The organism is Endozoicomonas sp. Z74 (assembly GCF_057680865.1).
Genome location: NZ_JBLYZI010000126.1, coordinates 1 through 13,498, shown reverse-complemented (window position 1 = coordinate 13,498; position 13,498 = coordinate 1). Strand labels below are relative to the sequence as shown.

The 13,498-nt window shown below is 51.7% G+C and carries 9 protein-coding genes; 7 read left to right on the top strand and 2 right to left on the bottom strand.

The genetic code is table 11. The features are described from left to right. The first annotated feature begins 314 nt into the window (after nt 1–314). Nucleotides 315–1,802: an MBL fold metallo-hydrolase gene (locus ACNRUY_RS23350; protein WP_488114073.1), complete on the top strand. Its 1,488-nt coding sequence runs from the start codon at nt 315–317 to the stop codon at nt 1,800–1,802. Between the two features lie 83 nt (nt 1,803–1,885). Here ACNRUY_RS23350 and ACNRUY_RS23345 read toward each other — a convergent pair whose 3' ends face one another. Continuing rightward, nucleotides 1,886–2,431 carry an aromatic-ring-hydroxylating dioxygenase subunit beta gene (locus tag ACNRUY_RS23345; RefSeq protein ID WP_488114072.1) on the bottom strand — a complete coding sequence of 182 codons (546 nt, stop codon included), beginning with the start codon at nt 2,429–2,431 and terminating at the stop codon, nt 1,886–1,888. Continuing rightward, nucleotides 2,431–3,759 carry an aromatic ring-hydroxylating oxygenase subunit alpha gene (locus ACNRUY_RS23340; RefSeq protein WP_488114071.1) on the bottom strand — a complete coding sequence of 443 codons (1,329 nt, stop codon included), beginning with the start codon at nt 3,757–3,759 and terminating at the stop codon, nt 2,431–2,433. The genes ACNRUY_RS23345 and ACNRUY_RS23340 overlap by 1 nt, the downstream gene beginning before the upstream one ends. 152 nt (nt 3,760–3,911) lie before the next feature. On the opposite strand from ACNRUY_RS23340, the gene ACNRUY_RS23335 reads away from it, so the two are divergent. From ACNRUY_RS23335 to ACNRUY_RS23310, 6 genes are all read left to right on the top strand, one after another. Further along, entirely contained in the window at nt 3,912–4,595 is a 684-nt protein-coding gene (locus ACNRUY_RS23335; protein WP_488114070.1) for a TetR/AcrR family transcriptional regulator, read from the top strand. Nucleotides 4,596–4,877: 282 nt separating this feature from the next. Further along, entirely contained in the window at nt 4,878–6,035 is a 1,158-nt protein-coding gene (locus ACNRUY_RS23330) for a helix-turn-helix transcriptional regulator (protein ID WP_488114069.1), read from the top strand. Nucleotides 6,036–6,330: 295 nt separating this feature from the next. Continuing rightward, on the top strand, nt 6,331–7,965 hold the full coding sequence (locus ACNRUY_RS23325; RefSeq protein WP_488114068.1) for a hypothetical protein: 1,635 nt from the start codon (nt 6,331–6,333) through the stop codon (nt 7,963–7,965). 356 nt (nt 7,966–8,321) lie between these two features. Further along, entirely contained in the window at nt 8,322–9,908 is a 1,587-nt protein-coding gene (locus ACNRUY_RS23320; protein WP_488114067.1) for a DUF1302 domain-containing protein, read from the top strand. A gap of 75 nt (nt 9,909–9,983) precedes the next feature. Next, on the top strand, nt 9,984–11,354 hold the full coding sequence (locus ACNRUY_RS23315) for a DUF1329 domain-containing protein (RefSeq protein ID WP_488114066.1): 1,371 nt from the start codon (nt 9,984–9,986) through the stop codon (nt 11,352–11,354). 424 nt (nt 11,355–11,778) lie between these two features. Next, on the top strand, nt 11,779–12,810 hold the full coding sequence (locus ACNRUY_RS23310; protein ID WP_488114065.1) for an oxidoreductase: 1,032 nt from the start codon (nt 11,779–11,781) through the stop codon (nt 12,808–12,810). Nucleotides 12,811–13,498 lie beyond the last annotated feature (688 nt).

Genomic DNA, 13,498 nt, shown 5'->3' with positions numbered 1-13,498 from the left:
TGATTAGTATGAATCATAAGGGTTACCTTTTTACGATTTAGATTTCAGTGATTTCACCCTCTATCTAAATCGGTAACCCTTCCCTTTTTTGAAGAGGGAATTGTCAGATCAGATCTGAACTAATGCACTTTAATTCATGAAAAAAGCCTGCCGTTTTTTCACTCTGACCTGTTCTTCTGTAGTCTAATTAGACGATGACTGATCAGTCATTACCCCGCTTTAATCACAGCAGATTTCCGGTCGCCAGGCAGGGTATACTCCAGCCTGCATCCATTGAAGTCTGGCCTGCACAATAACAATAAGTGGTTACAATCATGGCAAAAATAAGAAGTCTGATCGGTTATGCCGCCACGGCACTGGTATTTACCGGTGTGGGTGTGATGCTGAGCAGTACCGACCTGGGGGAGACGGTGCGCTCCGGTGCCAGCGTGGCTAAAAAAGCGGCGCTGAGCAAGGTAGCGGATCAGGTCAGTGGCGATGTACGTGAGCGGGTGCTTATTGAGAACCCGGAGCTGATCAAGCGGGTCATGGTGGGTGGCGGCTTTGGGGGCAACTTCTCTAAAAACATCGGTCAGCATATTTTTGGCAAGGATTTCCAACCCGCTATCGATGACGCTCTTGAAATGACCACCGTTTCCCAGGCCGGTGAGCGTATGTGGATCATCCATATGCCCATCGTCAATTCTATCCTGCTGGAAACTGATGATGGCCTGGTGGTCATTGATACCGGCATGGCGCCAGCAGCCCCGGCCCTGATCAAGGCGATTCGCAGTGTTAGCGATAAACCAATTCATACCATCATTATCACCCATGGCCATACCGACCACGCCTATGGCACTTATGCTCTGATTGAAGACAGCCCGGATGCCCAGGTCATTGCCCACGAAAATATCATTCCCCGTTTTGAACGGTACGTTAAGCTGCGCGGTTCCCTGGCGAATTACATGAGCCAGCCGGTGGATGAACTGCCTCAGGGTAAAGAGGACTTTATCTGGCCCACTCGCACCTTCAGTGACCGACTCGAGCTGGAGATTGGCGGAGAACAGTTTGTGCTTCAACACCGGAAGGGGGAGACTGATGACCATCTTTATGTCTGGGTTCCGGGCAGAAAAGCCATTGCCGTAGGGGATTTCTATCAGGGATTCCTGCCCAATGTGGGCAATGGCAAGCGTTCCCAACGGTTTGTGGAAGAGTGGGCAGAGACCATGAGAGAGATGGCGGCTCTAGAGCCTGAGTTTCTGCTGCCTTCCCATGGCAAAGGGATTACCACTGGCCAGGAGATTCAGGAGAACTTTGTGGTGCTGGCAAAGGCGCTGGAGTCCATTACCCAGCAGACCCTGGAAGGGTTGAACAAGGGCATTCGTAAAGACCTGGTGGTGGATAGCATTGAGTTGCCTCCTGAGCTGGCAGAGCACCCCACGCTTCAGGTGAAATACGTCAGTGCCAAAGATATTTCCAAGATGCTGGTCAAGCAGTATACCGGCTGGTGGGATGATATTCCTTCCCACTGGGCTCCTGCCCCCTGGGCCGATCGTGGCGCTGAAATCGCCAGCCTTGCCGGGGGGATCGACCCGCTGGTGAAGCGGGCCCGAGAGTTGATTAAAACCGACCTGGCCATGGCCAGCCATTTGGCAGACTGGGCATGGATGGCCGATTCCGATCATCCCGGGGTTCAGCAGCTGACCATTGACGTTTATAAGGCCAGGGTCTCAGATCCACAGACCAACACCCAGGAAATGCTCACTTACATCGATCAGATGGCTCTGGCCCGCCAGAAGCAGTTGGAGGCCGGGGAGGGATAACTCTTTTCTGTCCAGCGCTTCTGCGTTTTTAACCTTGCCCCCGGTTTACGAGGGCAGGGTTGAAGCAGTCCTGATGAAAAGGGCTAATAAAAAATACTCAGCGACGGCCCGGTGACCACATTCCAGTCAATGATCACATCCCGGCTGGCAATTTTATATTCACCATTTTCCACCCTCAACTGATCCCTGCGCTGGGCCGTGAAGGTATGGTTATCCTTCTGGTGACGGCTGTAGCTGATCAGAGTATTGCTGAAGGTTTCAAAACTGTTTTCATCCTTTCCGGGCAGAACTTCCACATTGCTGATAAACCGCCGGGTCCGGGCGGGCGGATTGTCGGTCCAGGAGTTCAACTTGAATGCTCTCATCACCCGGAGTGACAGAATGAAAAAGTTTTCATCCCTGAACGCGGGATCCAGCCCCTGACTGAGCTCCTGTTCAACATCGAGAAACGCCTCGGTTTCTTTCAGCTTCGGATCGTGATGGGGAATAAAGCGGGTGGGAATCCGGTATTTGACGTCAGTGGTTACCAACTTCAGCCACTGTTGATATTGGCGGTTATCCAGTAGCCGGGCTTCCCGGTAGTAAAACTGCTCAACATCGCTGATCCGATCGCGGGTAATCTCAGTCATTATTGTATCTCCAGTGTCTGGATGCTTTCCTGCGGGTTCTTTTCCTGACGCGAGCCCTGTTCAAGTCTTTGACGCCACTGCAGATAAAACTCCCGGGCATAATGCTCGTTAAAACAGCTGCCCACCTTACCGGGAAGCTCCGGATGAGGCTCTTCTTCCCCAAGCCCAAGACCGTAGTAGTAGGTTCGGTCATCGGCGTAATCGATATTGCTGCCTGAGTACTGGTGTGACCAGGCTTCTGCGTCTTCGCACTCCAGCAGGCCCCCGGGACCAAACATCATGGTGTAGTGAATTTTCAGTTTTTCCTTGATGTGTTCCGGGGCGTTTTTCTCCATCACCAGCCAGGACCAGTATTCAATCTGCCCGGGCCCTCTTGGATGGGTGGTTCTGAGCGTCATGTTGGACCAGAGGAAAGAGAGGTTGGGGAACACGCTGTAACACAGGGGTTTCAGTCTTGAGCGAACTTCACCCAGACGTTCACTGACTTTTTTATGTTGCTCCCTGAGGTACTGGTTTACTTCCGGGTCCATCCCGGCAACGCCGTCCATGCCGAACATACACATGTCGTCCGGTGTGCCTTCGGGCATCAGGCGCACTGATAGCCCGTGCCCTGGTTTGGGGACAACATTCAGTCCGGTCTCTTCCACTTCCTGAACCTGAGGGGTACCCTGAATCAGCGCACCATGAAGGTAGGGGCCGTGACCGACGTCGCCCAGGTGATTTTCCACCGGCAGCTTCCAGTTGCAGTTGATCACCCATTTGTGAGGGGCTCCAATCACTTCAACCCCACCATCAAACCGGTCAAACAGGCAGTCCAGATACCAGGCCATTTCCCCCAGGTAGTCGGTGAGGGGCTCTACGTTTTCGTCCATGCAGGCGAAAATGAGTCCTTTGTAGGACTCCACTCTGGGTACCCGTTTTAATCCCAGCTCCGCCTTGTCCGGTTTCTGGCAGACCTTTCGTTCCTGGGGGATGGAGACCAGGTCGCCTTTATTGTTAAACGTCCAGTTATGATAGGGGCACATAAAACGACGGGTGTTGCCCTGGTCGGCCCGGCACACCAGCACGCCCCTGTGGCTGCAGCTGTTGATGGTGACATAGATTTCTTTATCCCCCGCCCTGGAAACAATCACCGGCGTTTCGGCAATAAAGCTGGTAATGAAGTCGCCGGGCTTTGGAATCTGGCTTTCATGGCCCATATAGACCCAGGTTTTGCTGAAGATGTGCTTTTTCTCCAGTTCGTAAATGGCCGGGTCGGTGAAAATCCGGCGGTGTACATAGCTGCCGTCTTCACTGACCAGCTTGTCAAAGGGGATATCAGTGGGCATGGAGGTGTCCTTTTATTGTTATTGATATTGTTATTGAGGAGTTATTGGGTGTTGTGATCGATCCTGGTTATCCCAGAGGCAAAAGTTATCACACATTAACTTTTATGCAATGAGCGATTTGAAAAAAAATGAGTGATTGATAACATTTGCCCATGAGCGACGTTACCAGTGAAAAAAAGTTGACCAAGGGGGAGCGGACCGCCCGGCGTATTCTGGATGTGTCCGAGCGGTTGTTTGCCCATAAAGGCTATGATGGTGTCAGTCTCAGAGAAGTGGCTGCTGAGGTGGGCATTCGTGAGCCAGGGCTGTATCGCTACTTCAGAAGCAAGGAAGTGCTTTATCAGCAGGTGCTGGAAAGGGCATTGCGTCCTCTGGCCGACACCATGGATGAATTGCTCTCCATAGAGGCGGTTGACAAAAGCCAGATAGAGCAACTGCCAGCAGTGATGTTCGGTTTGCTGGCGAGGTCACCCCATGTGGTGGTTCTTCTGCAAAGAACACTGGCGGAAAGCCAGTATGCCTCCCGGTATGACCCTGGCCCGGGAAGTGGTGGTGTCTGGCTGGATGACTGGTTATCAAAGCTGGTGACCCGGGGGAAGCAGCTGTTTCATCATCTTGGGGTGCGCCGCCATGCCTCGGATCTGGAGGTGGGTCTGATCATGGTCAACCTATTCAATCTTTGCATCGGTTATTTCAGCTCAGCACGCTTGCTTGAGCAGATCAGTGGTGAGGATGCCTTTTCGACCACTGCCCTCCAGCGGCAGGCGGATCTGCTTGGCCGTTTGTCCGACGTTATTCTGGAAATGGAGATAGGTTCCCAGTGCAGGAAAGTGTAAATATCCATACCCGCATATATCCATAGAGCAACAGAAAAGGAAGTAGAAGCTCCCCAAAGACGTATTGTGCCCAAGGGAGGACAGGGGGATTGTCCTTGAATATTCAGCTGGCCTGATGCAATATCCGGACTGAAAAGACACCTTATCGTCTTAATGGACGATGGCTTGGGGGAAATGATTCAACCAGGGATGAACGGGCTCCCTCACCGCGGGCAACAGGACGATTTTGAATAGAATAAGGTTGGGTCAGTTGCGGGCCTGACGATAAAAAAAGAACGAACTATGACGAAGATTACCCCGCTTGAAGGGCATGATGTAGAAACAAGCGTAGAAGAGTTCAGTCGTCTAACCCAGTCTCTTTATGAAGGCATTCTTGAAACGGTTCCCTGGTCCGACTTTCTGAACCGGCTTCAGGGAAAAATGCAGGCCAATTACATCACCATTGTGATCAGCCCCCCATCGGAAGACCAGGACGGCCTGTTTCTGACCACGGGGTCTGCCGGTCAGGACATCGTTGCTTCTTATAATAACCATTTTTATGCCATGGACCCATTTGTAGAGCTGCCCAGTGGCCGGGTCTACAGTCTGGATGAATTCATACCGGAAAGTGAGCGATCTTATTCAGACTACTGCCTTCAGTTCCTTGAGCCCATGAACGTGTATCATGTGCTGGGGGTGGATATACGTACCGACAGTGGCTCCAAATACAGCCTGCGTATCAGTCGTGGTAAAGAGTCAGAACCGTTTACCGGTACTCACAAGGCTTTGCTGGAGTTGTTGATGCCGCACCTTCAGGGGGCGATTGGGCTCCACACCCGGCTGGGACGGGTAGAAACAGAGCGGAACCTCTATGCAGGTGCCGTGAACCAGCTGGCGGTAGGTACCATTATTCTGGATGAAGAAGCCAAGGTTCTGGAGTCCAACCCGGTGGCCAGTGAGCTGCTTGCGGAAAAAGATGGCCTGCAGCTGGTAGGGGGGTCTCTCCAGGTAGGGAGCAGCCAGGATACCCGACGGTTGAAAGAGCTGATCCGGCAAGTGCTGGCTGCCCAGAATGACAACACCCCTTCGGTGGTTGAGGCGCTCAGGGTGCAGCGGCCGTCAGGAAAAAGTGATCTGGGCATTGTCGTTCGCTCTGTTCCTCCCACCCAGTGGTCAAAAGTCAAGCATACGCCCTCTGTCGTTCTGTTTGTGGGGGACCCTGAAAAGCACTCCCAGGCTCCCAGGGAGATCGTCAAGACTTTGTTTGATCTGACGCCTGCCGAAGCGCAACTGGCCATGATTCTTGCCAACGGCCTGACGCTGGATGAAACCGCAGAGGAGCTGGGAATCAGTCGAAATACGGCCAGGGCACATCTGCGTTCCATCTTTTCCAAGACCGGGGTTACCCGTCAGACCATGCTGGTGCGGCTGATCCTGAAAAGTGTGGCGACGCTGGGTTAGCAGCCTGTGCTTGAAGCGGGTTGTACACCTGCTTTCCTGGGAGGCTGGCCGTTTTTGTTATTGTTTGTTCATTGTTAATAATTCTATTGTACTGCCATTGCCTGGGGCGTGCTGGTTTGAAAGCGGTTGACCTGCCGATATCCCGGGTTCTTTAGTGACGCTAACTGCCATGAACGATCTCAGGGAAGGGAGTGTTGACTCACTGTTCTGTACGAAAAGTACGAAGGGTTAACTGGCCAGGAAGGGCTGTGGGATCGTGGTGAAGTAGATAACTATAAAAAGAAGCAAAACAACAATGAATATAAAAAGAAGTAAAGTTTGGACGTTCGGGGTCAGCGCTTTTCTTGCTGCCTCAGTCATCGGCAGCGGCGTGGCTCTGGCTGCCAACCCTGCTCCCAAGAACCCACACCTGGCTGACTCTTCAAACCCTATTGGTCATACCACATCCGCTCAGCAGGACTCGGTGCCTCAGCCCGGGCCAGTAGGTCCTACTCGTGAATTGCAGGACTTCGAACTGCAATACCGTCATGTGGGCCCTTTCCAGTTTGGTACCAGCATTTCCGGTATGTATCCCGATGGCAAGCGGGTGCTCTGGAGTAATGGCGCCAACGGTGTGTTCAAGGCTGAACACGACAGTTTTAATGTGATTGATAACTACCCATTGCCGGGTAAGCGGTTTGATCGCCCTGAAACTGAAAATGCCCTTGAAGAGCTGCGCTCCCGTGACGGGTTGTCGGCCATGTATTTTGCATTTAAACAGGCGGACATGTTCAAGGAGTTGTCCGGTGTTTACACTTTGCTGGACAACAACCATGAGTATTACATAGGTGACTCTGGCGGCAGGGGGATCACTGTTTATGGTGATGCAGACCCATCCAGATCAAACAGTAAAATTGTCAAAAAACGTCAGTGGTCGGTGCCGGAGTCGGTTTCAGGGCTTATGATCGGTATGAATATGACCTTTGATGGCTGGATCGTATTTGGTACTGAGCACGGTTATATTGTTGCGGTCAAAAAAGACTTTTCTGAGGAGCGTGTGGTTCGCCTGAATTATGCCGTGGAAGAGGACGCTGAAAATGCCGCTACCGGACCGGCAGGTAAAGGTTGGGTACGGAACGGCCAGGCGGTGGATCAAACCGGTATTTATGTGGCTTCCCAGAATCATATGCACAGGGTTGCCTGGAAGAATGAACAGCTGTCCGTGGACGAGGCGGATGGTGCCTGGAGTGTTCAATACAGCAACTCTGCTGGTGAGGGAACGGGGGCAACTCCAAGCCTGATGGGCTTTGGTGATGAGGACCGGTTTGTGGTCATCACCGATGGTGATACCAAAATGAATCTGTTGTTGTACTGGAGGGATGAGATCCCGGCTGACTGGAAAGCGCTTCCCGGGCAGTCCCGACGACTGGCCGGTATCATTCCCGTGGATATGGGCGACCCGAATCTGGCTGTGCAGTCAGAGCAGTCGGTGGTGGTGTCTGGCTATGGAGCCCTGGTGGTGAACAACACACCGAGAATGCCCTGGTACTATCCTGAGCGTGCAGCAATGCTGCTGAACGGTTTTCTTGGCACCCGGGAGGAGTATCAGCCCTACGGTATCCAGAAATTCGCCTGGAACCCGGAAGCTCGTCAGCTGGAAAACGCCTGGGTAAATACCTCGGTCAGCTCACCAAATGCCATGCCCCTGGTTAGCGCAGGTTCCAATATGATCTATACGACAGGCGCCAGGAATGGCAAATGGACACTGGAGGGGATTGACTGGTCCACCGGAGAGTCTGTATTCCACTATGTTCTTGGTGATGAGCGCTACAACTCTCTGTTTGCGGGAGTGTTGCTGGATGAAAATGGCAATGTCTTTTTCGGGACTACCTTTGGTAAGGTTCGTCTGAAGCTCAGAGATGTGGTCGGGCTTGAGACCGCGAGTAATTAGATTTCCCTTCACACTCCTCCTCTTCCAAAAGGAGAGGGGGCATTCACCAGTAATGAATACCTCGCTCCCATGCTTTCAGGCCTGCGGGCTCCGTAACTACCTCCTTTCCTCCCTTTCCCTTTGAGAGGGGCGGGGTAAGGGTTGAGTGGCCGTTTTTGTTATTGCGGCTTTATTGAGTCCGACTTAATGTAGTGAGCAATGAAAATCCGGTGGGGGAGACGCTGACCAGGCGGTTGATTTTCATATGCAAAAAAGCTGATTGATAACCTGAATAAACTCAAATGCGCATGGCAGCATTGACGATCAGCTCCAGTCAAGAAGACAACAACAATAATAAACCGATCGAGATGTCGATAATGCAAAGCACAAAAATACCAAGGAAGTCCATCCTGGCGTTGGCTGTGTCTGCGGCGGTGGCTGCCGGGACCGTTCAGAACGGTTATGCTCTCTCTTTTCAGCCCACAGACGAAGTCTCTGTGGATTGGGATACCACGCTGGGCTACAGCGCAGGCTGGCGGGTCAGTGAGCAGGACCAGGAAGCTCTGAGCGACATTAATAACGATGACGGTAACAGGAACTTCAAGAAGGGAGCCATGGTGAATAACCGCTTCTCCATTCTGAGTGAAGCGGATATCCAGTATCGCAATATGGGGGCATTTGTTCGCGGCAGCGCATTTTATGACGGTGCTTATTATGGTCAGACGGACAATGACTCATCCGCTACATTTAATGGTGCCGGGGATCCCAACAGCTTCAGTGACAAAGTCAAAGAGGCCCATGGCCGTGATGCTCGCCTACTGGATGCCTTTGTCTATGGCAATTTTGATATTGCTGAACGCAACCTTAATGTGCGGGTGGGCAAGCAGGTGGTCAGTTGGGGAGAAAGTCTGTTTATTCCCGGAATCAGCTCGGCTATGAGCCCGGCTGATGCTACCAAGACAACGGTGCCAGGCGTGGAAGTAAAAGACATTCTGCTGCCTGTGGGCCAGGTGTTTGCCCAGCTGGATATTACCGACGCGCTCAGTGTATCGGGGTATACCCAGTGGGAGTGGAAACAGAACGAGATCAGTGAAGCGGGTAGTTATTTTGGTTCCAGTGATATGCTCGATGAAGCAGGAGACTCTATTTTATCTGCAGCTCCAGATATTAACCGGGGGCAGGATATTGATGCTAAGGATTCCGGCCAGTGGGGTATAGCCCTGAACTATTATGCGGAGAATCTGGGCTACGGCACCGATTTTGGTTTGTACTACATCAATTATCACGACAAGAATCCCTCCATTGTTACCGCTGATTACTATGATGTGACAGCAGGTTTTGGACCTACCCGAATTTATGTACCTGGTACCTATCACAAAGAGTTTATTGAAGACATTAAACTGATTGGCTTCAGTTTCAGTACTCTGGTGGGGGATACCAATGTGGGCGGGGAAATTGCCTATCGCAAAGATGCAGCGGTCAACCCTGCCGGTTCCAATGCCAGTACCGCGGCCATTCGGCGTGCCGACACCATTCAGGCCCAGGTATCTGTGATCCATTCCTTTGGAGCTACCTTGATTGCCGATGAAGTGGTGTTCTCCGGAGAATTTGGTTACAACGAAGTGCGGGGGGTGAGTAACCGGCAGCTGGACGGGTATGACGACCTGACCATGGATAAATCCGGTGCGGGTATTGCTGGTGCATTGACGCTGAAATACAACAGCGTATTTCCTGGTACCAATATGGAAGTGCCGGTTAACTTCAGTCATAACATCAATGGAGATTCTGCAGCTGGCAGCTTTACCAGTGGTCAGAATTCTGACCGGGTGAGCGTTGGTGCCAAGTTTATCTACAAAACCCAGTGGGAAGCGGGGGTGAACTACAGCGCCTATTTCGGTTCCTATGACAAAAACCAGTACACCGACCGGGATTTTGTTTCTGTAAACCTGAAGTATTCGTTCTAAAAAAGCCAATGGTGGCCTTTCCTGAAGATGTGTGGTTTTTCTAAACGTCTTCAGGTCTGGCCCGGAGAGATAACAATGATAATAAAAAAATCTTTACTGGCCGTGTCCATGGCAGGGCTGACACTTCTGGCAGGTTCTGTATCGGCAAAAGTCAGCGAGGAAGAAGCCGACAGGCTTGGCAAGGACCTTACCCCCTTTGGTGCTGAGAGGGCGGGCAATGCTGAGGGCACGATTCCAGCCTGGAATCCCGATTTTCAACCACCGGCCGGTTATAAGCCGGGAGACCATTATCTGGATCCTTATGCCGATGAAAAGCCGCTGTTTGTGATCACGGCCGACAATATGAAGCAGTATCAGGATAAGTTGACTCCAGGCATCAAAGCACTCTTTAAAACGTACCCGAAAACTTTCAGAGTGCCAGTTTATCCCAGTCACCGGGATGCCATGTATTCCGAATTCAGCATAAAGCAGACGAAAGCCAATGCAACCCGGGCGGAGTTAACTCCGGATGGCAATGGTGTCCTTAACGCCTTTGGCGGTGTGGCATTTCCCATTCCCAAAGAACCAAGGGAGATTGTCTGGAATACGATGTTCAATAACTGGCCTTATTTTTCCAAGTATCTGATAACGGATGCCATTGTCTACCGCAACGGAACCCGCCTGGAAGGGGTGACCAATTTCACGCGGATTGCCCCCTATTTTAATCCTGAGAATGATTTTGAGCAGTTTGTCAGGGAAAACCTGCCTCGCTCCTCCACTATTACCCAGACGCTATCGCCTACCCGGGAAAAAGGTAAAACTATTCTGGTTAGAGAGTTCGTCAACCAGAGCGCAGACCCCCGTGCAGCCTGGAGCTACACACCAGGGATTCGCCGTGTTCGCAGGGCTCCTACCGTGAAATATGACTCCCCAGGAGGGCTGGGTAACTGGCGTACTGTAGATGAGTCCTACGGTTTTAATGGTGCTACCGATAAATATAACTGGACTCTGGTGGGCAAGAAGGAGATGTACATTCCCTATAACACCTACAAGTTTGAGAGCCCGGATGTTTCCCTGGATGAGCTCCTGACCAAAGGGCACCCCAATCCTGACTATATGCGATATGAATTGCACCGGGTCTGGGTGGTCAAGGCAGAACTCAAGGAAGGGGAGCGGAATGTGTATAAGACCCGTGTCCTCTATATTGATGAAGATCACTGGAACCCGGTTCTGGTGGATCAGTACGACAACCGGGATGAACTCTGGCGGACCGCCATGGTGAATTCCATCAATCTGTTTGATATGCCTGGAATGGATCGCCGCTCCACCATTCACCATGACCTGATTTCCAGGGAGTACTTTGCCAACGAGCTGCGTAACCCGCATCCGCCAATGGTGGTGAACCGTGAGCAGAAGGAGTTGTCTTACTTTACGTCTTCAACCCTGAAAAAACTGGGGATCCGTTGACCGCTCATTTAATCATCAGGTACCCCCCCGGTTATGCCGGGGGGGCTTCCATAGGTTATGCCGGGGCTCCGGTATGAGCCATTTACCGTTTTCCCTCACCCCAGCCCTCTCCCAGAGGGAGAGGGGGTAAACCTCTGCTGAGCTGCCCCTCATCCCTCTCTTTCTAGAAGTGGGTGTCTGTGATTAACATATATGATTGAAGCACTTTGGCCGGGCTAACCCCCGGCTTTTTTATGGCCAGGGATGGCCTGTATCCTGGAAATGCCTGGAGCAATTTCCAGGGTATGCCAGGGATGGCCTGTATCCTGGAAATGCCTGGAGCAATTGCCAGGGTATTCCAAGAATGGCCTGTACTGGCAACCCGGCACTTCCTTTAATCCTGTAGACTAGGCTCGTTCTGTTTTCTCCGAAGGAGCGCTGTTTCATGATCAAAGTGGGTGTTATTGGCTGTGGTTATTCTGCCAGAACGTTTCATTTACCTCTGATTTCGGTGTCACCGGTCTTTCAGCTGGAAGCCATCAGCACCAGCAGGCCTGAAGCGGTGGCGAGAGAGTTCCCTGCAGTGACACTGTTTAAAAATCCCCTTGAATTGATCAAGGGCTCTCGTAGTGACTTGGTGATCATCACGGCGCCGACCCATCATCATTTTTCTCTGGCAAAAGAGTGCCTTCACAATGGCCTGCATGTGGTTCTGGAAAAGCCAATGACCACCACTTCATCAGAAGCTCTGGAACTGATTGAGCTGGCCGAGAGGAAAGATTTGATTCTCTCGGTTTTCCATAACCGGCGCTGGGACGGGGACTTTCTGACGGTTCAAAACATTATAAAAAGTGGGGAGTTGGGCAGAGTGCATAACTTTGAATCCCACTTTGACCGGTTCCGGCCTGTAGTTCGACAACGCTGGCGGGAACAGGCCTTACCTGGTTCGGGTATCTGGTTTGACCTGGGGGCTCATCTTGTGGATCAGGCGTTGATGTTGTTTGGTGTTCCTGAAGCCATAACCGCCCGGTGTCTGATGCAGCGGGAAAAAGCGGAAACCACGGATTATTTTCATGCTCAGCTTCACTATGGCGGGTGTGAAGTGGTTCTCCATGGCAGCTCTTTTTCCCCGGGGCCGAACCACCGTTTTCGGGTTGAAGGGGAAAATGGCAGTTTCATTAAATACGGCCTGGATCCACAGGAGTCCCAGTTAAAGGCAGGACTTCTGCCTGGTGAGCCATCTTTTGGTGTGGAAAAAGCCAATGAGTATGGCCGCTTGTATCAAGACTCTGGATTTTCAGAAATCCCCACTGAAACGGGGAGGTATTTATCCTATTACGACCTTCTGGTGGCGGCGCTCATGGAGGGAGCAACGATTCCTGTCAGTGCAGCAGAGGCCGCTACTGTGCTTCAGATTCTTGAGTTTGGTGTCAGGAGTTCGAAAATGGGGCGGACCCTTTCTGTTGAAAAAGGGTAGCCAGAGACACCTGCTGTGCGGCTTGTCTTTTTCACGGAAATAGACTGTTTGAGTTTGGACACTCCATGATATGTATTGCAAAGCCAACAGCACCTCCAGGAATTGCTTCCTGGCAGTGTTGACACTGCACCGAAGAGGCTTCTGATTCATCCTCGCTGTTTTCCTGAGCTTCAGGAGATAAGGACGTAAAGCATGCTAGCCATAGGTCATCAGCCTCACTTTCCTGTTCTGATGGGCTTGTAAGCTCCTGTTGTAACTCTGAAGCGGGGAGAGGTTCGGTGCTGCATACGTCCTCAGCTGTACTTGTGGTGTTTTCAGTGGGAGGGTTGAAATTCATGGGCAGTACTGCTGGATGCTATTCTGCCAGGTGTTGCTCGGCCATCTCTGGTTCACCGACAGGAAATGCCATTGAACACCCCGCTACAGGACAAATTATCGACGCATGAACCTGTTGAAAATGAGCTTCAGCCATACTGTCGGAGGGCGCTGTTCAAATTAAATGTTGCTAACATGGTCTATACTCCCTGAGCATGAGAATTGTCGTGTAAAGTGGAGTTCCAGCCATGAAACCTCAGCAATTCCAAGACATCCTGAAGTCCATACCCATGATGTCCCCAGAGCAGATCGGTGTCCTCCATAAAACTCTGCCGCCCTCACCCATTGCCGGTGATGCACAAGGTATTTCCGG

Excerpts from the sequence above, each read along its gene's own strand:
- ACNRUY_RS23350 (WP_488114073.1), top strand. The coding sequence starts at position 315 with ATGGCAAAAATAAGAAGTCTGATCGGTTATGCCGCCACGGCACTGGTA.
- ACNRUY_RS23345 (WP_488114072.1), bottom strand. The coding sequence starts at position 2,431 with ATGACTGAGATTACCCGCGATCGGATCAGCGATGTTGAGCAGTTTTAC.
- ACNRUY_RS23340 (WP_488114071.1), bottom strand. The coding sequence starts at position 3,759 with ATGCCCACTGATATCCCCTTTGACAAGCTGGTCAGTGAAGACGGCAGC.
- ACNRUY_RS23335 (WP_488114070.1), top strand. The coding sequence starts at position 3,912 with ATGAGCGACGTTACCAGTGAAAAAAAGTTGACCAAGGGGGAGCGGACC.
- ACNRUY_RS23330 (WP_488114069.1), top strand. The coding sequence starts at position 4,878 with ATGACGAAGATTACCCCGCTTGAAGGGCATGATGTAGAAACAAGCGTA.
- ACNRUY_RS23325 (WP_488114068.1), top strand. The coding sequence starts at position 6,331 with ATGAATATAAAAAGAAGTAAAGTTTGGACGTTCGGGGTCAGCGCTTTT.
- ACNRUY_RS23320 (WP_488114067.1), top strand. The coding sequence starts at position 8,322 with ATGCAAAGCACAAAAATACCAAGGAAGTCCATCCTGGCGTTGGCTGTG.
- ACNRUY_RS23315 (WP_488114066.1), top strand. The coding sequence starts at position 9,984 with ATGATAATAAAAAAATCTTTACTGGCCGTGTCCATGGCAGGGCTGACA.
- ACNRUY_RS23310 (WP_488114065.1), top strand. The coding sequence starts at position 11,779 with ATGATCAAAGTGGGTGTTATTGGCTGTGGTTATTCTGCCAGAACGTTT.